Source organism: Rhizobium sp. WW_1 (assembly GCF_003610155.1).
GTDB lineage: Bacteria > Pseudomonadota > Alphaproteobacteria > Rhizobiales > Rhizobiaceae > Rhizobium > Rhizobium tropici_A.
In genome coordinates this window covers 32,277-54,642 of record NZ_RAIN01000022.1, presented here as the reverse complement: position 1 = coordinate 54,642, position 22,366 = coordinate 32,277, and the positions used below count along the sequence as shown (strand labels likewise).

Sequence of the window (22,366 nt, the reverse complement as noted above, 5' to 3'; positions counted from 1 at the left end):
GCATCAATCCAACCAGCAAGGGTTTGCGGGGAAGTGACTAGGCAGCACGGCAGACCCCAGAGCGCTGCCTGCGCCGAGCCAGGCATAGATTGGTCACAATGAGTCCGACCGTGGCGGGACTGCGGCCCAGATCGGTGGCGATCGACGACAGCAGACGGGTGGGGGCGAATGTGGTCGCGACGATGGTGAATGTCGCGATGCCCAACCACCGCCATCCACTGCTGAACAGCGGAAACAGCCGGCTGTGATTGTGGGGTCGCGCTAGATGTTTCGGAGATGGCTCTATCTTCCTGTCGCATCGGTCAGGCCGAGATTTCTGGCGTTTGGATTTCGGGTGTCAGGTCGGGTTAGCGCTCAGAAGGCGAGCGCGATCGTGCTGGCCGGCGAGTTGTTGTGCGTTTGTTGTCAGGCAGCCACAGCGAAAGGACACCACCCAGAACGAGAAGTGCAACGTTACAGCCGAGTGCGATAGCGAATGCGTGCACATGGGCGGCGAGGTCCTGCCCGCTTCCGAGTACGGTAAAGAAGACACCGCCGACGATGGCAACGCCGAGAGCCGCACCGATTTGGAAGGTCGAAATGACCATGCCCGATGCGAGCCCGGCGTGACGTTGATCGACGCCGCTGATCACAGCCTTGATCACGGAGGGGACCACAATGCCATATCCGAGACCCGCCACCAGAAGCGCGATTTCGATATATCCCGGTGTAACGCCGAAGACCGAGAGGATCACCGTGCTGAAACCGATGATCTGAATGATGAAACCCAGCGTCAGGGCGCGCGGCCCGAGGCGCTGCATGATGCCGGCGGAGGCGAACGAGGACGCGAAATAGCCAAACGCGAACGGCAGTGTCCGCAGACCGGCGTCAAGCGGCGTCAGATGAAGACCACCCTGCAAATAGACCGAGAAGGTCAGGTAGAAGGACGAGAGCATGTAGAAGACGAGCGCCATCGCGATGCCGATCGCGAATCCGGGCTCTCGGAAAAGCGAGAAATCAACGAGCGGTGCGCCTCCTTGTGCAGTCAGCCGACGTTCAAATCGAATAAAGGCGATCAGGACGACAGGCGAGATCACAAGCATGGCGACGATCCATCGCGGCCAGCCTGTCTCACGACCTTCGACCAGCGGATAGACCAGAAGGCCCAGCGTCACCGAAAGCAGCACGACACCGCCGATATCGAGCTTCTGGGCGTGATCGGCGCGTGAATCGTTGAGAAAGAGCAAGCTGCCAACGACGGCGATGAGACCGATCGGCACGTTGATGAGAAAGATCGCCTGCCAGGTGAATCCGAACGGATGCGATGACACCAGCACGCCGCCGAGGATCTGGCCCGCGATATTGGCGAGGCCGAAGGTGGCTCCGTAAAGACCCAGCGCCTTTCCCTGTTCGGATGCGGGGAACAGGATGCGGATCGAGGCCAGAACCTGCGGCGCCATCACGGTTGCGGTCAGGCCTTGCAGGATGCGGCCGGCAATGAGCATGGCGGGCGACCACGCCGTTCCGCACAGCACGGACGCGATGGTGAAGCCCGCGACACCCAGCATGAACATCTGCTTGCGGCCGAGCCAATCACCGAGCCGGCCGCCGGTGATGAGGAAGACTGCATAGGTTGCTGCGTAGGCGGAGATGACGAATTGCAGGTCGCTCGAGGTTGCACCTAGATTCTGACGAATGGCCGGCAGTGCCAGATTGACGACGTTGAAATCAAGCACGGGCAGGAATGCGCCGGTCAGAAGGATGGGCAGGGCGAACCATCGCCGCGGATCGCCTTCTGCCTGCAGGATGCTTTCCTTCGCCAATGCTCCGGCCTCTGCGCTCATGGCTTGCTCCTGATCGCTGCCGCGCCGCTGTTTTCGCGCGGACGTTCTGTTCGTACTAAATGGGATGTGTGGGATTCGCGGGTTGTCATCACGGGTTGGCGGATGGCGCGGGATCTCTGGCCACCGAGACGGAAAGGGCGCCGCCGAGCACCAGCACCGCCACGATGCAGCCGAGCGCGAGTGAGAAGGCAAACGGATAGGCCTGGCTGGTTTGCCCGTCTCCGAGCGCGCTGTAGAACACGCCGCCGATGATCGCGATGCCGATCGCGGAGCCGATTTGCAGGGCGGAGATGACGACGCCTGACGCCAGTCCGGCGTGTCGGGACTCGACGCTGCCGATGACCGCCTTGATGACGGAGGGCATGATAATGCCGAAGCCCATTCCCGCGGTCACGAGTCCGAAGTCCAGACCCCCGGGCAGCACCCGCTCGACCGCCAACGCCATGATGAGGAAACCGAACGCCTGAAGGGCAAAGCCGAGCGTCAACGCGTAGGAGCCAAGGCGCTGCATGAGATAAGACGATGCCAGCGAGGCGACGAAGCTTCCACTGACATAGGGCAGCGTCGCGACACCGGCTTGCATCGGCGTCATGCCGAGCCCGCTTTGCAGAAAGACGGAGAAGGTCAGGAAGAAGGCGTTCTGCATGTAGAAGGCGAGCGCCATGACGATGCCCGTGGCGAAGCGCTTGTCCCGGAACAGCGCCAACTCCACCAGCGGCGAACCACCGCGCTTTGCCAGCTGCCGCTCGAACAGGACGAAGATTGCCAGCGCGATTGGCGAGGTCACGAGCATGACCACGACCCACCATGGCCAACCCATCTCGCGGCCCTCAATCAACGGATAGATCAACAGGCCCAGAGTCAGCGACAACAGAACGACACCGCCGGCATCGAGGCTTTGCGCATGCTCCGACCGCGAGTCACGCAGGAAGGCCATCCCGCCAAGCAGGGTCGCGAGCCCGATCGGAATATTGACGAAGAAGATCGCCTGCCAGGCAAGACCGAAGGGATGCGACGAGACCAGAACGCCGCCGAGAACCTGACCGCAGAGATTGGCCAGGCCAAATGTGGCGCCGTAGAATGCGAGCGCCCGTCCTTGCGCCGCGCCGGGAAACAGCACGCGGATCGACGCCAACACCTGCGGCGCCATGACTGTCGCCATGACGCCCTGCAGGATACGACCTGCGATCAGGGCGGCCGGCGACCAGGCTGCGCCGCAGAGCGCCGAAGCGAAGGTGAAACCCGCAACGCCGGTCAGGAACATGCGCTTGCGTCCGTAGAGATCGCCGAGGCGTCCGCCCGTGATGAGAAACACGGCGTAGGTGGCGGCATAGGCGGAGATCACGAACTGCACATCGCTCGACGTCGCGCCGAGATCCTGCCGGATCGCCGGCAGCGCCAGATTGACGATGGTGAAGTCGAGCGGCGGCAGGAACGCGCCCGCGAGCAGGACCGGCAGGGCGAACCACCCGCGCATATCAATCTCGGCGGCAGGGATCGTCTGATCTGCACGGTCGTCGGTTTGCGTCGTCATCAATTCCCTCCGATCGATCGCGCGATAGCGCCGATCCGATCCCCACATTGTGTGATGACCAACATAGGGAGAGCTTGACCATACGATAATAGGATGTTTATCTATATTAGAGATAACATTTTGGTATGATTGTCATGGCGAGCCTGGATGTCGATGCCGTGCAGGCGTTCGTTCTGGTGGCTGATTTTCAGAGCTTCACCCGCGCGGCCGAGGCGCTTGATACGTCCCAGGCTGCAATCAGCGTGAAGCTGAAGCGGCTGGAGGATCGGCTGGGCGAAAAGCTGATCGAGCGGACTCCGCGGCTGGTGCGCCTGTCGGCGCGTGGCGCTGCCTTCCTGGGCGTCGCGCGCGAATTCATCGCGGCGCATGAGCGCGCCGTCGCCGGCCTCGCTTCGGCGCCGCGCCGCTTCACCCTCGGCATCGCCGATCAGGTGGCTGGCCCCGAACTCCCCATCCTGTTGGCCCGCTTGCATGCCTACGACCCCGCTTTGTTGATCGAGGTGCAGATCGAGGCGTCACGCAACCTGCTGGATTCCTTCGATCGCGGTGTGCTCGATGCGACGATCGTTCGCCGCGAGGACGATCGCCGCGATGGCGAGGTTCTGGCGCAGGAGCGCTTCGGCTGGTTTGCATCACCGGGCTTCGTGCATCGCGAGGGCGAAGCGCTTCGGCTGGCGTCGCTGGCGGCCTCATGCGGTGTCCGCAATATCGCCACCCGAACTCTTGACTCCGCCGGCGTGAATTGGATCGAGGTCTTCATGGGCGGCGGCATGACGGCTGTCATCGCCGCCGTGTCGGCCGGTCTCGCGGTTGCCGCGCTGGCGCATCGTGTCGTGCCGGTCGGCATTGTCGAGGTTGGAGAACGGCTCGGACTTCCCGCGCTTCCTTCATCCGAGATCGTGCTTCACTCCAGTTTGTCGGACGCACGTTCACGCGGCGCCTTGCGAACACTGGCCGCTGCCTTTCGCGAACACCGCGCGCCGTCTTCGTGAACGTTGATCTCGAATAGATCGTCGCTCTCAGCCGCAAGCGCCGACATTGCGGAAATCGATCATCGGCGGCTCCGGTGCGATGCCGCGTCGGGTGGCGACGGCCCAATCGCCATCATAGTAATGCGTCAGGATGTGATCGAACCGCACTGTGCCGGCAACACCCGGCAGGTCGTAGATGCGCTGGGTGAGTTCGGCGAGGTAGCGATAATCGACAAGGCGCTTTCGGCTGGCGCGAAACAGCGGATTGTAGACGCCGTCGAAGCGAACGAGCGGCGTGAAGATCAGCACATCCGCAAGGGTCGGCTGGTCTCCGAAGAGAAATGCTCGACCGTCAGCAAGAAGCGTTTCGATCTCGTCGAGAAAGCCGAAAAGTTCATTCATGGTCGCATTATATTCGATCTGGTTCCTGGCCTGTCCGACCGCGTAGACGCCTCTGGACAGACTCTGCGCGATCCGCGCATTCATAGTGTCGATCGCGCGCCGGAGCACTGATGGATAGAGATCGACCGTTTGGTCAGCGCTGGCCGCGTCGAACCCATCGTTCAGCATCTCCGCGATCTCGATGGACTCATTGTTGACGATCTGTCGCGTGCGTTCGTCCCACAGAACAGGAACGGTGATCTTTCCAGTGAAGGCGGGATTGGCTGCCCGGTAGGCTTCGTGGAGGAAGCGGAAACCGCTGCCTGCGCCGCCCGGCGTCGAAAGCTGGGTATCACCGAATGCCCAACCGTCGGGCGTGTCCCAGATCGGATGCAGGATGGACACGGGCACGATGTCATCAAGCCGTTTCAGCGCTCGCACGATTAGGGTGCGATGGGCGAAGGGACAGGCATAGGAGACAAAGAGGTGATAGCGGCCCGGCTCCGCCGGAAACGCCGATGAACCATCGTTGGTGATCCTGTAGCGAAAACTTCCGTCATGGATCATGCGTTTGGCCGCCAATTCCGCAGGGGGGGCGATATCACCTCGCCAGATGCCATCGATCATGAGCTTCATGGAACTTCCATCACTTAGAGCGGCGCCAAGCGCGGACGATTTGGATTACCGCCAGCACTGACTTCAAAGCACAATGTCGCTCGCTCGCGTTCAATGTTGAAGCTGGGCAACTGTTATTTCTGAGATATCAGAGTGATATGGCCGTACTCTAGGTCGTGAGTGCTAAGCGGCGAGCTTGGGAACTGCTCTCTCGACCAATCGTAAGAATCGGGTGTTGCGAGCCCCCGCAACCAACGATTCTTGCGAAACCTCCGCTGGCCCCGCCGCGGAGGTTTTTGCATGTTCAGACCCATTTCGCCGGGATCGGGTGTTGCGCCTCCCCGCAACCAACGATTCTTGTGAAAGCAAGGCACCCAAAACCCCGGCTTCCGAAAGGACGTCGGGGTTTGTCTTGTTCGCGGCGAACCGCAGGATCGCCGCCAGGTCGTCGCGCAGCACAATCGCCAGTTCGGTCTCGTCGGGCACGAGCGTTACCTGATCGACCAGCGTCCGAAACACCTCAGCCGCCTCGGCCTTGCCGTCCTCGCTCTGCAGGCTCTCATAGACCGCCGCGATCCGCTGGCGGTAGATCTCCGCCATGTTCGGATGCAAAAGGGGCGGTGGCTCCTCAGCGTTTGCCAGCAGCTCTGTCGATTCGGCCTTTCGAGCTTCAAGACCACCGATCTTGTCCTTGAGCTGAGCGCCAGGCACACCATCCAGGATGGCTTGGATCGCTCTATCCAAGTCCCGCTGGACGCGCTCCAACTCTTTGCGCTGACTGATGATGTCGGCGCTGCGCTCAATCCGCAGCCGGTTCACCTCGCGGGTGAACTCGTCGCAGAATTCCTTAAAGAGTTCGGGCTCCATGAGATGCGTCCGCAAGCCGCTCAGCACCGAGGCTTCCAGCGCGTCTCGCCGGATATTCAGGCGGTTGTCGCAGGTGCCTTTGTTCCGCGACGTCGCACAGCCGAGCAGATCTTTCGAGATCATCGTATAGCCGCCGCCACAGCAGCCGCACTTCACGAGGCCGGCGAACAGGTGCTTCGGGCGCCGCCGTTCATTCAACGCATTCTCGCCGGGCTCAGACGTCTCATAGGCGAGCGACTGCTGGCGTGCCTTCGCCGCATCCCAGACTTCCTGATCAACGATGCGCATCTCCGGCACATCCTGAATCACCCACTCGGATTGAGGATTAAGAGGCGAGACCCGCTTTCCCGTGTCCGGGTCTTTCAGATAGCGAAGCCGGTTCCAGACGAGGCGGCCGACATAGAGTTCGTTGTTGAGGATGCCGACGCCGCGCTTCGGATTGCCATGAATCGTCGACGGTCCCCACTCGGCGCCTTGCGGCCCTGGCACGCCTTGCTTGTTCAACTCAAAGGCAATCGAGCGCGACGACTTGCCGGCAATGTAGTCCGCGAAGATACGGCGCACGACGGCGGCTTCCGCCTCGTTAATTGTCCGATCGCCACGGATCGGCTCGCCATTTGCCGCGAACTGCTTCACCACGTCGTAGCCGAAGCACAGCCCGCCACCGGACTTGCCGTCCTCGACGCGGCCGCGCAGCCCGCGGCGTGTCTTGTCGGCCAGGTCCTTCAGGAAGAGCGCGTTCATCGTGCCTTTGAGACCGACATGCAGATGCGTCACGTCGCCTTCGGATAGCGTGACGATACGCACGCCGGCGAAAGCCATGCGCTTGAGCAGTCCGGCGATGTCTTCCTGATCGCGGCTCAGGCGATCCATCGCTTCCGCAAGCACGACGACGAATTTGCCGCGCGTCGCGTCGCAGATCAGCTCTTGAATGCCGGGACGCGGGAGCGACGCACCGGAGATCGCGCGGTCGGTATAGCTGTCGACGACCGTTCAGCCTTGCTTCTCGGCATGCAGGCGGCAGAGCCGCAACTGATCCTCGATCGAGGCGTCTCGCTGATTGTCCGATGAGCAGCGGGCGTAGAGCGCGACCTTCACGAGGCGACCTCCTTACTCCGGGAGGCGGTCTCGCGTCCGGCTGTCTGTTTCGGCTTGAACGAAGTCACGTGCGGCCTGCCGGGCCAGCAGACGGACCAGATTGACGAGGCGAGGATCTGGCTTCGAGGACGCAGGCACAGCCGGTTCGCGGGCCGCGTCGGCGACCACGTCCTCGCGCGGAACACCCCGCTTCGAGACAATGATGCCAAGCGACAGCTCGTTGGCAAGGCAAAAACGTATTTTAAATCAATGGCTTGCTTCGCGCCGGAGCGGATGCAGGCGGTGGACAGCGTAGCGGCGGTGCGCGGGTCGATGGCCATCGTAGCAATAGTATTTTTGTCATCGCCTTCCTTGAAAGAGGGACGTCTTGTCATGATGGCAATGGCCAGCACCCCAAATCCGTGGGACGGACCGTCTTCATTTGCAGGGACCGATACCAATTCCATCAGCCTTGCACTCCAAAGAAAACACGGCTATATATCTGGATATAGCATGGAGGCACGCGATGAGCAACAGCGCGCAGAAGAGAGCCCTTGAGAATTATCGGTCCCGGCTGACTGAGCGTGGCATCGCGCGGTTCGAGATTCAGGCGCTCGACGCCGATCGCGATCTGCTCCGATCCCTTGCCCGGAAATTGACGGAGGAAGGTCCGGAAGCTGGGCAACTTCGCCGGACGATACAGCAGGCCGTGGCAGGCGAGCCTCCGAAAGCGGGCGGTATTCTCGCCGCGCTGCGTCGCTCACCTATGGTAGGCGCCGATCTCGACCTCAGCCGGCCGCGAGAAGATGGGCGTAAGATCGATCTGTGACGCGCTATCTCCTCGACACCAATATCATCAGCAACATCATAAAGCCGGAACCGTCGGGCTCGCTGCTGGCTTGGATGGGCGCGCAGAAGGACGACGACCTTTTCATTGCTTCGCTTACCGTCGCCGAAATCCATCGAGGCATCTTGGAGAAGCCGAAAGGCAAGAAGCGTAGCAGCCTTGAAACTTGGTTCCTCGGCTCAGAAGGGCCGCAAGCGCTGTTCGCTGGCCGCATCCTATCGTTCGACGACAAGGCGGGTTTGATCTGGGCGCGGCTGATGGCCAACGGTAAAGCCAAGGGCCGTTCGCGAAGCGCGCTAGACACAATCATTGCCGCCGTCGCCGAAGCCAACGACTGCATCGTCGTGACCGACAATGAAAAGGATTTCGAGGACGTTCAGATTATCAACCCGCTCCGTAGCTCTGAGAGCTGGGAGGTGGGTAAGTGACGATAGCGCGCACGGTCCGCCCGATTCATTTCGAGGATTTCAGCGGCAGCGAGTTCGAACGCCTCGTGTTCGCCTACCATCTTTGCGATGGCTGGACTGATCTGGCTTGGTTCGGCCAGACGGGAAGCGACCAAGGGCGGGATATTGTCGGCACACGTCCGTTCGACGAACACCCGGACGAACGAACGGTAGATCCCAGTTCGCAGTAGACGGAGCTCGTCTTCAGCGGCCTCTTCTGCAATTTCGTCGATCATGATTTCGGGCTGCTATCGCTTCCGTCAGACCAGCGCTAGCCTCACTCTTTTAGGCGATCCTTCATGTCGAAGGGCGAGTTCTCCGTGGGCACGCGTTAGCGCTGGCTTGCCTTGCAAAGTTCGGCAAATGGCAATGTCGCGTTACGCGCGCACCCCACCAGCAAAGACGATGAAAGGATATCCAAGCGAATTCAGCCGAAGTACATGTACTTCATTCGTTTAGCTCTTAGCATTGATGGGACGCAGGTTCGATTCTTTTCAAGAGCAAAGATGCTCGGAACATATACCCTGCGAATTTCCATGAGCCCGTCACAGCTTAACTGGCTCGGCACAGCCTAACAGGATTGCTTGGCTCATCTGCCGGTAGCGTGCGGTGATTTCCTCTGGCGAAGGTGCGAAAAAGCTTTGGTTGGTTCCCCGAGCACCGTCACAGAGAAGTTGCACCAAAGTTTCGACCGATATCGAAGGCCGAAGTGTCAGTTGGCCGTTTGCCATGAGCTGTTTGAGCAATGCGGCGAAATCGGCTTGGAAAACGGTTGCAGCTTCGACCATCTCCGGACGGCATAGGCGAAACGCGTAGTCGTTGACTTCGAGCGCGAAGGGTGAAAGCACCAATTTTCTTCTCGTATCGCCATATCGAACATCCAGTACCGCTGTGACGATATCAAGCACATCGGCGCCAGCCGAAAACAGCTTTGTGCCTTCGCTAAGACTGCCTTGTCGGGTCCGTTGGTTGTTTTGGCGAACCATTGCCTGAAAGGCTTCTTCCTTGCTGCTGAAGTGATGATAGAGGCCCCGGCGCGTAATATTGCAATATTTTGCCAGTTTGCTCATTGTCATGGCTTCATAGCCATGATCGAGAAAACTCTGGGTAATATTGGAAACCAGGACTTCGTAAGCCGACATGCAACGCGCTTTCAACGATTCTCTCGGGTCAATCTATAAGATGCGGCGTGAACATCGAGCAAAAATGGCATGCATTCGGTACACGGTCACTCTGAGGATTGCTGATCGTCATGCAAAGTTCTCGTGGCGCGAACCGGGACAGCAGCCTGACAATCCTGATCTTCAAACGTGGCTTTGTCCCGATAGACGCGATTTTCATACCGCGCGTGCCGCTGTGTTGTCCGATTCGAGCTTGTAGTTGAAGATGGCCACCAACGCCAAAGCCGACGAGACGACGAGAGCGGCACTCGATACGATGCTGAGTGCGACGCCAATCTTGTTTGGATCGCCGATGATGTTCTGGCTGACAAACCCGACCACTGTGGGGCCGACGCCCATGCCGATGAGTGTCACAATCAGGATGCCGACAGCGCTCGAGATGCCACGCATACGGGACGGTGTGATGTCCTGAAGCGCAGGAGGACCGTTCGCAACGATGACTGTGGAAAAAAATGTTGCGATAGATATCAAGGTAAGCGCGGCGTTGAGGGTCGAAGCAAAGGGTACTGCCGCAGCGAACAGCGATGCAGCCAGGGCAGCGCCGCACATAAGGATGGGGCGAGCCGCCGCAATACCACGTCGAACCAGGCTATCGCCGAGTACCGCGCCAAAGATCAGCCCCGATACACTCGAGGCAATCAAGAGTGGTCCGAGGCTAAAGCCGATGGCGACTAACGGCATATGAAAGGTGCGGATCAACACGGTGGGGATCCATGCGCTGTAGCTATAGGCTTGGGTCGCTGCAAAGGCCAGGCAGAAATAAAGGCTCGCGAGTTCTACTCGATTATTCAAAAAATAGGCGCGGATCTCGGCCATGCCCGGTACTGGGGCTGGAACAGTTCCGGAATGCTTGCGGGGTTCCTTAAGGCTTGCAGCCCAAAGGGCGACAACGATGCCAGGCAGTCCGATGAAGACGAATACCATCTGCCATATGTGCTGCATGCCCGGCAGAACGAAGATGTTCCCTGCGCTCGACAATTCATGAAGAACCGTCGCTGCCAAAACAAGCGATAGACCGGCTCCGATGAATGCGCCGGTGCTGTAAATGCTTATTGCAAGTCCGCGTCGCCGGGTGGGGAACAAATCGCTGATCAGGGAATAGGCGGCGGGTGTGAGGGCTGCTTCCCCCAATGCGACACCTGTCCGGCACAGCAAAAGAGCTCCGAAACTGCCTGCGAAGCCGCAAGCGGCTGTCATGATGCTCCAGAGCGCGATTCCTATTGCGGCAATCCGCACACGGTTTCCGGTATCAACCCAGCGGCCCAGCGGCAATCCAGCGGTTGCCAGCACAATGGCGAAGGTGAAACCCTGCAGCAGGCCGATCTGCAGATCTGTCAGATGAAGGTCCTGTCTCAGCGGCTCCACCAGGAGACCAAGTATTTGCCGGTCGAGATAAGACAAGGTGGAAGCGATGGTCAGAACGCCCAAGGTGTACGACGGATTAATCGGTCTTGGTAAGGGCATTCGCTCAGGTCCTCTCGGCAATCCGGTGGTTTGGCGACGACGTGAAGCGCGCTTTAGAATTCTCCGCCTCAGCGCGCGAGCACCATTCGACACCGGTCGATTTCTCAGATCGCAATAATATGAGAAACATTCTCGTTGACAAGTGACGGGTGATCCGGCATTTATTTCTCATATTTTTAAAATGTGAGAAGTTTTTAGACTTCGCCAAAGAATTGCGGGTCGACGCAGCGCTCCTAGTCAGCAAGTGGACCGGAACGATCTGACGAGGACTTCGGATGGTTTCGTTGGCGGATTCGCTAGCCGGAGATCGCATTCTTGGGACAGATGATAGAATTTCCGGACGCATTTCCATCTGTTGAAGGCGAGGAAGCAAACGATCGATTGCGGGGCGGTGTGAGCGATATGATTTCACGCGCTGCCTTCCCATCTGTCGTCTTTTTCCTGGCTTCGGCGATGTTCGAGGCTCATAAGCAATCGCCGCGTGCCGCAGCGCTGTTTGCAACACAGCAGCGTTGGCTCCTAAGCCATGCCGCAGTCGCCCACTTTTTTAACCCCATCGGCGAAGTAGAGCCGGGTCTTAGCCGTAGAAGTCTTGGCCTTCTGGCAACCTTCCTTGGTCTCGCGAGCCGCAATACAGCCTATACCTTCTTTGATGAATCGATGAAGTATGGCGTCATTCAGGCGATCGATAGTCAGGTCGCTGGCCATCGTGGGCGGGCCAAACCATCGCCTGATTCCCTGTCTCTCCTGGCGCTCTGGTACAATCTGCATTTCCAGGCGCTCGATCTGCTCGATGACGGACAAAGATATGTGCAATTCTCCACGCGATGGGAGAGCCTGCTTCCGTCGATCCAGCCGGTCGTGGCGAATGCTCTGTTCTTCACTCCCGAAGTGCGCACGCCAGGACCGCTCTACAGGATCTTCAGCTGGATCGATTCGGGTGGCTGGGTGATGGATCGGCTGATCGCAGGCGTCGATAGGCAAAGCTTCCCGCAGCCGGAGCGATATCTTACGGATGTCAGCTCCATTGCATATCTGGCGCGAGCGACCGGTCTTTCTGGCGCGCATACCAGCCGCAAGATCTCGGAAGCTCAGGCGATTGGAGGACTTGGCTGGGCTGGGCGGCCGGGACATTCGCCGATGTGGATTTCGCGCGGCTTTTACGAGGAATATGCGGCGTTTCAGGCGCAAAAGCTGATCATCCTCGATGGCGCGCTCGCCAACGCTTTAAGCGGTGGGGCGGCGATTTCTCAAGGAGCCCGCAATTGCGAATAAGACGGCCTGTCTTCCTTGGCACCTGCCGACAATTGCCAGCGGAAAGTCCTCAAGATCTCCCAAGTCAAAAATGGATGCTGACCTCTGTAGCCAACTTTATTAGTCCTGCTGCGGGAAGGGGTTGTGCTGGCAATTTTCGACCATTCCTTGCGGAGTTTCTTCCAACACGACCGCGTATGCTGAGATTGAGGTTCATTTTGACTTTCGGATACCGTTTTTTCCGATCCTTGGGACTGGCCGCGAGCGTTGCAGTGATGGCGCCGGCATGTCTTGCCTTTGCGCAGACGGCCTCGCAGGTGACGCCGCAGAGCTTCGAACCGCAGTTGCAGAAGCAGAACAGCGGCATCGTCATTCCCGAAGCGTCCGGTCCTGTCGCCCCCAAGGGGGCGGAGAAGCTCACCGTCCGACTGAAGGCCGTCAAGGTCGAAGGCGGGCTTCCAGGCTTTGCCGAGGATGAAGCGCGCCTGAAGAAGAACCTGACTGGCAGCCCTGTGACGGCAGCCGCCCTCTTCGAGGCGGCGGGTCAGCTCGAGCGGGCCTACGGCGCCAAGGGATACGGCCTGGTGCGTGTGGTGTTGCCGGCACAGCGCCTGATCGATGGCGCGACCTTGCGCATCGTCGTCATCAATGGCTTCGTCGAAAGCATCGACACCTCGCATCTTCCCGAGAATATCCGCGAACGCATTGCCAAGATGCTCTCGCCGCTGGTGGGCGAGAAGGGGATGTCCAACGATGAGATCGAGCGTCGGCTGCTTTTGGCCGGCGACCTGCCGGGCACGGTGCTGCGTTCGACGCTGTCGCGCGGCACGAAGCCCGGCGGCAGCGTGCTGACGATCGAGGCGCGCTACAAGCCAGTCACGGGCTTCGTCTCGGGCGACAACAATTCCACCGACGCGCTCGGCAAATACAACACCGGCGTCGGTCTGGACTTCAATTCCGTGTTCGGCTTCGGCGAGCTCTTCTATCTGAGAGCCTCTGGTGCGCCGCGTTTCGGCGGTGACGAAGGCTATTTCACCGGCGCGCCGCGCAACCGGTCTTTGGCCGGGGGTGTAACCCTGCCGATCGGCATCGACGGGCTGACGCTGAACCTTGAAGCCACCGCGTCGCGCACGACGCCGGAGGCGAGCACATTCGGTCTGCAGTTCATGTCGGACTTCACGCGCTATTCGGCCCGGCTTGCCTACCCGCTGATCCGCTCACGCGAGTTCACGCTTAACCTCAATGGCGGCTTCGATGCGCAGGACGAAGAACTTCAGTTTCTCAATGGCGGCGGTGTCGCACTGTCGAAGGATCGGCTGCGCATCCTGCGCACAGGCGCGGATCTTTCCTGGTATGTATCCGGCGATGCCCTTGTCAGCGCCGGCCTGACTGGGTCTTTCGGCATCAATGGGCTTGGGGCACGCAGCGCGGCCGATGCCGATGGCAGCGGCACGCCCTTATCACGCCAAGGCGCGGATGCCGATTTCCAGAAGGTCGAGGTCAATCTCGGCTATCGCCAGCCGATCGCCGAGCATCTGGTCTTCGATCTCCGCGCGAAGGCGCAGACCTCCTTCGGCCAACCGCTGCTCAATTCCGAGCAGATCGGCCTCGTCTCCTCCTCAGGCCTGTCGAACTTCCCAACCGGCTCGATGCAGGGCGATTCAGGCTTCGTGCTGCGCGCCGAGGCGCAGTTCCCTTTCATTGCCAGCTTCACCTTGCCGTTCGGCTGGCCGGAATTCCCGGCGCAGCAGGGAACCGGTCTGCCGGATGGAACGACTACGGGCGGCGGCGTGGTGGTTTCGCCTTACCTGTTCGGCGCCTATGGCGGCGCCAAGCTCTACCAGCCGACGGCGCTGGAGAGTGGCTTCTCGCGCGGCGCGGCCTATGGCCTCGGCCTGTGGCTGGCTGCGGCCGAGCAGGCGAGCTTCAACAGCACCAACGTCAATCTTGAATACGGCCGTGTCGAGCACTTCGGCGATGGCTCTAACGACAACCGCTTCACCGTCTCGGCGGCGTTTCAGTTTTAGGATAGCAGCGATGACCCCACAGACGAACCGTCGGACGTTCAGCAATGGAGTGCTTTCGCACAGAACCCGGACGCACAAGGTCCGGCTCGTCGCGCTTCTGGCGTCGACGGCGCTTGCCCACGCGACGGTGGCGCCGGCTCAGTCACTGCCTTCAGGCGGGCAGGTGGCAGCGGGTAGTGCCACGATCGGGACGCCGTCGGCCGGCGCCTTGACCATCAACCAGACGAGCGGCAGCGCCGTCGTCAATTGGCAGAGCTTCAATGTCGGCAAGGCCAATCGCGTCACCTTCGTCCAGCCCGATGCCAATGCGGCCATCCTCAATCGCGTGACCGGTGAGACAAGCTCGACCATATCAGGCCAGATCACTGCTAATGGCCAGGTCTATCTGATCAATCCGAACGGTATTGCGATCACCAGTTCAGGCACGGTCAAGGCAGGCGCCTTCGTCGCCTCGACACTCGGCATCTCCGATGACGACTTCATGAGCGCCAAGAGGAGCTTTACTGGTAATGGCGCCTCTGCCCCGGTGACGAACGCCGGTGCGATCACCATCAATCGCGGCGGCTACATGGCGCTGATCGGTGGCACGGTCGCCAATGCCGGTGTCATCACCGTGCCGATGGGTAAGGCAGCCTTGGGATCCGGCGAACAGGCAACGCTTGATCTGTCCGGCGACGGCTTCCTGCAGGTGGCGGTACCGACCAAGGCGGGCGGCAGTAGGGCGCTGGTCGACAACAGCGGCAAGATTTCTGCCAGAGGCGGCGCGGTGCAGCTCACCGCCGCTGCAGCCAAGGATATGGCGCGGCAGGCGGTCAACATGTCGGGCACGATCGAGGCCAACGGCGTTTCCGGCAAGAGCGGCGATATCACGCTCACCGGCGGCGACGGCGAAGTGGCGGTTTCGGGCACGCTCGATGCCGGCAATGCCGCCGGTAAGGGCGGCAAAGTCACCGTGACGGGCCGGTCGATCAAGCTTGCCTCCGCCAAGGTGAACGCGTCCGGCAAGACCGGCGGCGGCACGGTCAATATCGGCGGCAACCGTCAGGGGAAGGGCCTGCTGCAGCATGCCGAGACGCTTGATGTCGACGCCCATACCGTCATCAATGCCAATGCAGTCACCACGGGCAGTGGCGGCAATGTCGTCTTATGGTCGGACGACCTGACGAACTTTGCCGGCACGATCACGGCGAAGGGTGGCGCGCTTTCGGGCAATGGCGGCGAGGTCGAGGTCTCGGGCAAGGCGCGGCTCTCCTATGCCGGCCTGACGGACCTGACAGCCGCCCACGGTTCCTTCGGCAATCTGCTGCTCGATCCCTACAACGTCACCATCTCGACGGCGACCGACAGCAATTCCTCTGGCTTCACCGCGTCAGGCAATGGCAGCATCATCAATGTCAATACGCTCACCAATGCACTCGCCACCGCAAATGTCATGGTGACAACCGGCTCGTCGTCGGATGCGGCCAATCCGCAGGCGGGCACCATCACGGTGGCCGCGCCGATTGCCTGGACCTCCGGCTCGACGCTGACGCTGAATGCGGCCTCGGATATCAACATCAACGCCCCCGTCACGCTCGGCGCGGGTGGGCTGGCGCTTTCCTCCGGCGGCATCGTCCACTTTGCCGCGCCGGTGACGGTCAAAGGCGCGGGCACCGTCGATATCGAGGCGAGCGATTATGATTTCGGCCTGGCCAATTCCGGCTTCACCGGATCGCTGACCTACGTCAATGCCGATGGCACGGCTGCGACGAGCGATCAGGGCGGCGTGCTGAAGATCAACGGGCAGGCCTATACGCTGCTCTATTCGATGAGCGATCTCGACGGCACCAATGGCGCGCTGAACCTCGCCGGCAATTACGCGCTCGCCCAAAATCTCGACGCGACCGGCAACAGCTATACGACCGGCGTCATCGCGGGCGGCAATTCCGACATTTATGTTCTGGGTGTTTTCTCCGGCACGTTCGAGGGCCTCGGCCACAGGGTCGCGAACCTGACGATCACGGGTAGCGCAGACAATATGGCTGGCGGAAGCTATTATGTCGGTCTCATCGGCGATTCCACCGGCACCATCCGCGATATCGGCGTCACCGGAGCCACGGTCGGTGGGTTGAGCTACGTCGGCGGCCTCGTCGGATATCAATCCGGTGGCTCGATCAGCAACGCCTATGCCACGGGTGCGGTCATTGGGAACGAATATGCCGGTGGCCTCGTCGGCGAAAACGACGGCTCGATCCGCAACGCCTATGCGACGGGTGCGGTTAGACCGTCCGTCAATATCGCTACCTCGTCCGACACTTTCGGCGGCCTGGTGGGCTACAACACCGGCTCGATCAGCAACGCCTATGCGACGGGCGCGGTCAGCGGGGTCGGCGAGCGCGGCGGCGGCCTCGTCGGGCAAAACGACGGCACGATCAGCATCGCCTATGCGACGGGTGCGGTCAGCGGGTTTAACGGCTACGTCGGCGGCCTCGTGGGCTACAACAACGGCTCGATCAGCAACGCCTATGCCACGGGTGCGGCCCGCGTGACCACCGCGCACAATGGTGACTCCGACGTTGGCGGCCTCGTGGGCTACAACGGCGGCTCGATCACCAACGCCTATGCCACGGGTGCGGCCATCGGGAACGCCTATGTCGCCGGCGTTGGCGGCCTCGTGGGCGACAACCGCGGCTCGATCACCAACGCCTATGCCACGGGTGCGGTCAGCGGGAGCGCCTATTTCGGCCTTGGCGGCCTCGCGGGCTATTCGAGTTCTGGTGCCACGGTCACCAATTCCTATTACGACATCAACACCACGGGCTTCAACACCACGAACCAGACCTCCGACCCCTCGGGCGCGACCGGCCTGACGACGGCGCAGTTCCAGGACGGCTCGTCCGCTTCCCGCCTCGGCGGCGCGTTCACCGTGACATCGGGCCTTTACCCCTATCTCACCAGCTTCTTCCCGAACGGGGTGCAGGCGATCTCGGGCAGTGCTTATACGACTGTAGGCCTGACGCCGGCGGGCGTCTTCAATGGTAGCAGGACGCCGGCGAGCTTGGGCCTCAATGGCGCTATCTCCGTGACGGCGTTTGCCAATGGCACGAGCTTCGGCTCGGCCACGACGGGCGCGAACGGCTATTATTACATCTTCGGCGCGGCGGGCTCGATCACAGCGGGCAATTCGCTCGTCGCCTATACCAGCGCCAATGCAACGACCGGCGCGGCCAATTCCGCGACGCTCATGACGGCGACAAGCGCGGCCAACCAATCCGGCCTCAATCTCTTTGGCAATGCGTTGACCGTTGCGACCTCGGCGACGACGCTGTCATCCGCCGAGGCCGGCGCCACTTTAAGCAGCGCGCGGGCCAGCGCCATCACCGCCGCCGGCGGCGATGCAACGGCAAGCGCGGCCATCAACGCCATCACGGGCCAAGGGTTCATCGCAACCGGTGCCAGCTTCACCATCGATCAAGCGGTCGATACGGCCAACACGCTCTTCGTAGGGACGACCGCCGCCGGCGCGCCGGTCACGGTCGCGAATGCCATCACCATCGAAAACGGCGGCAGCGTCGGGCTTGTGGCCGCCGGCGCTCTGACGGTGAATGCGCCCATTACAGTCAAGGGTGCAGGCGGCGTTGGGCTGGGCTTCGACCAGAACACGACGACGCCGTCCGTCACCGATCTCTCGTTCGGCCTGACGCCGGCGGGCTTCAAGGGCGGTGTTACCTTCGCCAACGCCGATGGCTCGGCGGCGACGTCAAGCCAAGGCGGCACGCTCGCGATCAACGGGCAAGCCTATAAGTTGCTCTACAACAACTCGGATTTGGCGCTCTTCGTCCTGATGAACCCCGACGTTAATTACGCGCTCGCCGGCAATCTCGACGCGACCGGCTTCAACACGGGCGACTTTGTCAGAATTTCGCAAGACGGTTTTTTCTCCGGCACGTTCGAGGGCCTCGGCCACACGGTCGCGAACCTGACGATTGCTGGCGGCTCAGATGCGTATGAGGGTCTCATCGGCTATTCCATGGGCACCATCCGCGACATCGGATTCACCGGCGGCGAGGTCAGCGGGGACAGCCACGTCGGCTGGCTCGTCGGCCAGAACCTGGGCACGGTCAGCAACGTCTATGCGACGGGCATCGCCAACGGTGCCTCCTATGTCGGCGGCATCGCCGGGGAAAACGACGGCACGATCAGCAACGCCTATGCGACGGGTGCGGTCGGCGGGAACAACACCGTCGGCGGCATCGCCGGCCAAAATGTCGGTACGATCAGCAATGCCTATGCCACGGGTACGGTCAACGGGGGCAGCTCCATCGGCGGCATCGCCGGCTATAACGGCGGCACGATCAGCAACGCCTATGCGACGGGCGCGGTCGGTGTGGTCGGCGGGCTCAGCTCCATCGGCGGCCTCGTCGGCTATAACCGGGGCACGATCAGCAACGCCTATGCGACGGGTGCTGTCAGCGGAAGCAGCAATGTCGGCGGTCTCGCCGGCCAAAATGTCGGCACGATCAGCCACGCCTATTGGGACACATCGACGAGCGGGACCACAACCGGCATCGGTTCGGACGGCAACAATCAATCCGGCAATATCACCGGCCTGACGACGGCTGAGATGCTGGACCCCTTCACCTTCATCACTGCCGGATGGGATTTCGCCAGCGTCTGGGGCAAGTCGACGACGGGCGCCAATGGTGGTTATATGATGCTGCGCTCGCTCAGCAGCGGGTTCTATGACGACTATGTCAAGATCGGCAACGGCAGCCGTATCTATGGCGACGCCAATTCCACGATCGCCGGCGCGACGCTGTCGGGCCTCGGCACAGGCAATGTCTCGCTTGCCTGGGGCAGCGCGATTACGGGCAGGACCAATGCCGGAACCTACAACTATTCCGACCCCGATATCGTCTCGGTGACGGAGAACGGCTCCCGCACGGCCTATGTCGATTATGGCGGCACGCTGACGATTTCGCAGCGCGTGCTGAACCTTTCGGGCAGTAGCACCTATAACGGCACAACCAATGTCGCAGCCCCAGGTCTCTCGCTCAGCAATCTCGCCAATGGCGAGACGCTGACGCTGATCGGCGGGGGCTCCATGGCCGACAAGAATGTCGGCACCGGCAAGGTGCTGTCGCTCGGCACGCTGGCTCTGGGTAACAGCATCAATGGTGATGGCGGCCTTGCCTCGAACTATACGCTGATCGGCGGCACCGACACGGTCGACATTGCCAAAGCGACGATCTCGTCGATCTCAGGCATCACGGCCGGCAACAAGATCTATGACGGCAATGCGAACGCGACGCTGAACACTTCCGGTGTGGTCTTCAATGGCATGGCGGCGGGCGACAGCTTGACCCTCGGCAATGGCGTCACCGGCGCCTTCTCTGACAGGAATGCCGGCACCGGCAAGACTGTGACGATCTCGGGCCTCCTGCTCAACGGTACGGATGCCGGCAACTATACGCTTGCCCTGGATACGGCGACGACCACGGCCGATATCACCAAGGCGACGATCTCTGACATCACCGGCATCACGGCGAACAACAAGACCTATAATGGCAACACGACTGCCGTACTGAACACCGCGGGTGCGGGCTTCACCGGCATCGTCGCCGGCGACACGCTAACGGTTGCGACCGCGACCGGCACGTTCTCCGACAAAAATGCCGGCGCCGGCAAGACGGTCACCATCTCCGGCTTGACGCTCGGCGGCGCGGATGTCGGCAATTATGCGCTTGCCTCCGATGCGGCGACGACCACGGCCGATATCGCCAAGGCGACAATCTCTGACATCACCGGCATCACGGCGAACAACAAGACCTATAATGGCAACACGACTGCCGTACTGAACACCGCGGGTGCGGGCTTCACCGGCATCGTCGCCGGCGACACGCTAACGGTTGCGACCGCGACCGGCACCTTCTCCGACAAGAATGCCGGTTCGGTCAAGACGGTTAACATCTCCGACTTAACGCTCGGCGGCGCGGACAACGGCAACTATACGCTTGCCTCCGATACGGCGACGACCACGGCCGACATCACCAAGGCCTATGTGTTCTTCGGCGGCACCAGCGTCAACACCAAGACCTATGACGGGACGACCGCAGCCACCGTCAATATCTACACGATACCGATCAACGGCGATGACATGCAAGTTGGCTACACGAGCGCCAACTTCTCCGACAAGAATGCCGGCATGTCCAAGACGGTCGCCGTCGATGGACTTTACATAAGCGGCGCCGACGCCAACAATTACCAACTTGGCATCGCCAACACGACCAGCTACGGCACCATAACCCCTGCCATCATCTCTGCGATCACCGGCATCACCGCCGGCAACAAGACCTATGACGGCACGACCAATGTGGCGTTGAACACTGCAGGCGCCGTCTTCAATGGCATGATCGCAGGCGATAGCCTGACGGTCGGCACCGCGCTCGGCGCCTTTTCCAATGCCAATGCCGGTACCGGCAAAACGATCGGCATCTCCGGACTGACGCTTGGCGGAGCCGACGCGCAGAACTACAGGCTGGATACGAATACGGCCACGACGCTCGCCGATATCGGCCAGCGTGTCGTCAACCTCTCGGGCAGCCGCACCTATAACGGTTCGACGGATCTCGAGGCCTCGATCTTCACGCTGTCGAACCTGGCCGGCGGCGAAACGCTGACTCTGTCCGGCACCGGCACCATGGCCGACAAGAATGCCGGCTCGGGCAAGGGCGTGACGCTTGCGTCACTGGCTCTGGGCGATGGCACGAATGGCGGCCTTGCCTCAAACTACACGCTGGCGGGCGGCACGGATACGGTCGATATCGCCAGGGCTATGATCTCATCGATCGGCGGGATCATCGCCAACGGCAAGATCTATGACGGTACGAAGGATGCGACGCTGAACACAGCGGGCGCCGTCTTCAGCGGCATGGTGCCGGGGGACACGCTTTCGCTAGGCAACGGCTTCAGCGGCGCCTTTTCCGACAAGAACGCCGGCACGGGCAAGACGGTCACCATCTCCGGCCTGTCGCTCGGCGGGGCGGATGCCGGCAACTATACGCTTGCTTACAACACGGCCACGACACTTGCCGACATCGCCAAGCGCGCCATCACGGTCACGACCGACGGCGCACACCGTACCTATGGCGATGCCAATCCGGGCTTCACCTATACCGTCGGCGGGAGCGGCCTCGTCGCAGGCGATACGCTCTCGGGAGCGTTGGCTACCTCCGCGACGACGGCGTCGGGGATCGGCAACTACGGCATCACGCTCGGCACGCTTGCTAACTCGAACTACGACATCAGCTATACGGGTGCCGACCTGGCAATCACCCCGCGGGCACTGACAGTGACGGCGGATGCGAAATCGAAGACCTACGGTGATGCCAACCCGGCGCTGACCTATACAACCTCAGGCTTGGTCAACAACGACACGCTCTCCGGATCGCTTGTGACTTCAGCAGGACAATATTCCGGCGTGGGCGGCTACGGGATCACTCTCGGCAGCCTCGGCAACGCCAATTACGCGATCACCTATAATGCGGCCAATCTGACGGTCACTCCGCGTGCGCTGACGGTAGCGGCGGATGCGAAGTCGAAGATCTATGGCGACGCAAACCCGGCGCTGAGCTACGCGACCTCGGGCCTCGTGAATAACGACACGCTCTCCGGTTCGCTATCGACTTCGGCGGGGCAGTATTCGAATGTTGGCAGCTACGGGATCACTCTCGGCAGCCTTGGTAACGCCAATTACGCGATCACCTACAATGCGGCTAATCTGACGGTCACTCCGCGTGCGCTAACGGTAACGGCGGATGCGAAGTCGAAGACCTATGGCAATGCAAACCCAGCGCTGACTTATACAACCTCGAGCCTTGTCAATGGCGACATGCTCTCC

15 protein-coding genes and 1 pseudogene are annotated in these 22,366 nt (G+C 61.1%); 7 read left to right on the top strand and 9 right to left on the bottom strand.

Annotated elements, in window-relative coordinates:
* Positions 1-347: 347 nt before the first annotated feature.
* Both BJ928_RS34120 and BJ928_RS34115 read right to left on the bottom strand, forming a co-directional pair.
* On the bottom strand, positions 348-1,823 hold the full coding sequence (locus BJ928_RS34120; RefSeq protein ID WP_052227995.1) for an MFS transporter: 1,476 nt from the start codon (positions 1,821-1,823) through the stop codon (positions 348-350).
* An 88-nt stretch (positions 1,824-1,911) separates the two neighbouring features.
* Positions 1,912-3,357 (bottom strand): MFS transporter, encoded by a 1,446-nt coding sequence (locus BJ928_RS34115; protein WP_052227996.1) that lies wholly within the window; start codon positions 3,355-3,357, stop codon positions 1,912-1,914.
* 134 nt (positions 3,358-3,491) lie between these two features.
* Between BJ928_RS34115 and BJ928_RS34110 the strand changes: the two genes are divergently transcribed.
* A complete protein-coding gene (locus BJ928_RS34110; RefSeq protein WP_047636374.1) occupies positions 3,492-4,349 on the top strand; it encodes a LysR family transcriptional regulator in 858 nt (285 codons plus the stop codon).
* Between the two features lie 27 nt (positions 4,350-4,376).
* Here the strand turns inward: BJ928_RS34110 and BJ928_RS34105 are convergent, their stop codons facing one another.
* The 5 genes and pseudogenes from BJ928_RS34105 to BJ928_RS39030 all read right to left on the bottom strand — a co-directional run bounded on the left by BJ928_RS34105 (position 4,377) and on the right by BJ928_RS39030 (position 7,735).
* Entirely contained in the window at positions 4,377-5,345 is a 969-nt protein-coding gene (locus tag BJ928_RS34105; RefSeq protein WP_047636348.1) for a glutathione S-transferase C-terminal domain-containing protein, read from the bottom strand.
* Positions 5,346-5,507: 162 nt separating this feature from the next.
* Positions 5,508-6,389 carry a zinc ribbon domain-containing protein gene (locus BJ928_RS34100; protein WP_348628282.1) on the bottom strand — a complete coding sequence of 294 codons (882 nt, stop codon included), beginning with the start codon at positions 6,387-6,389 and terminating at the stop codon, positions 5,508-5,510.
* A 57-nt stretch (positions 6,390-6,446) separates the two neighbouring features.
* Positions 6,447-7,169: pseudogene (locus BJ928_RS39855) on the bottom strand (recombinase family protein); the annotation flags it as partial.
* A gap of 15 nt (positions 7,170-7,184) precedes the next feature.
* Complete coding sequence (locus BJ928_RS39565; protein WP_245432708.1) at positions 7,185-7,289, bottom strand: recombinase family protein; 105 nt, start codon at positions 7,287-7,289, stop codon at positions 7,185-7,187.
* The gene (locus BJ928_RS39030; RefSeq protein ID WP_183079495.1) at positions 7,286-7,735 is read right to left on the bottom strand and encodes a hypothetical protein; all 450 of its coding nucleotides are present in this window, start codon (positions 7,733-7,735) and stop codon (positions 7,286-7,288) included. The genes BJ928_RS39565 and BJ928_RS39030 overlap by 4 nt, the downstream gene beginning before the upstream one ends.
* 59 nt (positions 7,736-7,794) lie before the next feature.
* Between BJ928_RS39030 and BJ928_RS34095 the strand changes: the two genes are divergently transcribed.
* From BJ928_RS34095 to BJ928_RS34085, 3 genes are read left to right on the top strand one after another with little or no spacing between them, the layout of a single operon-like run.
* Positions 7,795-8,097 carry a hypothetical protein gene (locus tag BJ928_RS34095; protein ID WP_047636351.1) on the top strand — a complete coding sequence of 101 codons (303 nt, stop codon included), beginning with the start codon at positions 7,795-7,797 and terminating at the stop codon, positions 8,095-8,097.
* Entirely contained in the window at positions 8,094-8,543 is a 450-nt protein-coding gene (locus BJ928_RS34090) for a type II toxin-antitoxin system VapC family toxin (protein ID WP_047636353.1), read from the top strand. The genes BJ928_RS34095 and BJ928_RS34090 overlap by 4 nt, the downstream gene beginning before the upstream one ends.
* A complete protein-coding gene (locus tag BJ928_RS34085; RefSeq protein ID WP_245432706.1) occupies positions 8,540-8,752 on the top strand; it encodes a hypothetical protein in 213 nt (70 codons plus the stop codon). Before BJ928_RS34090 ends, BJ928_RS34085 begins: the two co-directional genes overlap by 4 nt.
* A gap of 354 nt (positions 8,753-9,106) precedes the next feature.
* On the opposite strand, the gene BJ928_RS34080 is transcribed toward BJ928_RS34085, so the two are convergent.
* Positions 9,107-9,703 carry a TetR/AcrR family transcriptional regulator gene (locus BJ928_RS34080; RefSeq protein WP_047636354.1) on the bottom strand — a complete coding sequence of 199 codons (597 nt, stop codon included), beginning with the start codon at positions 9,701-9,703 and terminating at the stop codon, positions 9,107-9,109.
* Between the two features lie 195 nt (positions 9,704-9,898).
* Positions 9,899-11,206: an MFS transporter gene (locus BJ928_RS34075; protein WP_063769485.1), complete on the bottom strand. Its 1,308-nt coding sequence runs from the start codon at positions 11,204-11,206 to the stop codon at positions 9,899-9,901.
* A 402-nt stretch (positions 11,207-11,608) separates the two neighbouring features.
* On the opposite strand from BJ928_RS34075, the gene BJ928_RS34070 reads away from it, so the two are divergent.
* From BJ928_RS34070 to BJ928_RS34060, 3 genes are all read left to right on the top strand, one after another.
* A complete protein-coding gene (locus tag BJ928_RS34070; RefSeq protein ID WP_245432704.1) occupies positions 11,609-12,481 on the top strand; it encodes a hypothetical protein in 873 nt (290 codons plus the stop codon).
* Between the two features lie 254 nt (positions 12,482-12,735).
* Entirely contained in the window at positions 12,736-14,487 is a 1,752-nt protein-coding gene (locus tag BJ928_RS34065; RefSeq protein ID WP_047636358.1) for a ShlB/FhaC/HecB family hemolysin secretion/activation protein, read from the top strand.
* Between the two features lie 10 nt (positions 14,488-14,497).
* A partial coding sequence (locus tag BJ928_RS34060) for a YDG domain-containing protein (RefSeq protein ID WP_245432702.1) occupies positions 14,498-22,366 on the top strand: 7,869 nt, incomplete at its 3' end.

Coding starts and splice junctions, on each gene's coding strand:
- BJ928_RS34075 (WP_063769485.1), bottom strand. CDS start 11,206: ATGCCCTTACCAAGACCGATTAATCCGTCGTACACCTTGGGCGTTCTG.
- BJ928_RS34115 (WP_052227996.1), bottom strand. CDS start 3,357: ATGACGACGCAAACCGACGACCGTGCAGATCAGACGATCCCTGCCGCC.
- BJ928_RS34095 (WP_047636351.1), top strand. CDS start 7,795: ATGAGCAACAGCGCGCAGAAGAGAGCCCTTGAGAATTATCGGTCCCGG.
- BJ928_RS34105 (WP_047636348.1), bottom strand. CDS start 5,345: ATGAAGCTCATGATCGATGGCATCTGGCGAGGTGATATCGCCCCCCCT.
- BJ928_RS34080 (WP_047636354.1), bottom strand. CDS start 9,703: ATGTCGGCTTACGAAGTCCTGGTTTCCAATATTACCCAGAGTTTTCTC.
- BJ928_RS34120 (WP_052227995.1), bottom strand. CDS start 1,823: ATGAGCGCAGAGGCCGGAGCATTGGCGAAGGAAAGCATCCTGCAGGCA.
- BJ928_RS34065 (WP_047636358.1), top strand. CDS start 12,736: ATGGCGCCGGCATGTCTTGCCTTTGCGCAGACGGCCTCGCAGGTGACG.
- BJ928_RS34110 (WP_047636374.1), top strand. CDS start 3,492: ATGGCGAGCCTGGATGTCGATGCCGTGCAGGCGTTCGTTCTGGTGGCT.
- BJ928_RS39030 (WP_183079495.1), bottom strand. CDS start 7,735: ATGGAATTGGTATCGGTCCCTGCAAATGAAGACGGTCCGTCCCACGGA.
- BJ928_RS34070 (WP_245432704.1), top strand. CDS start 11,609: ATGATTTCACGCGCTGCCTTCCCATCTGTCGTCTTTTTCCTGGCTTCG.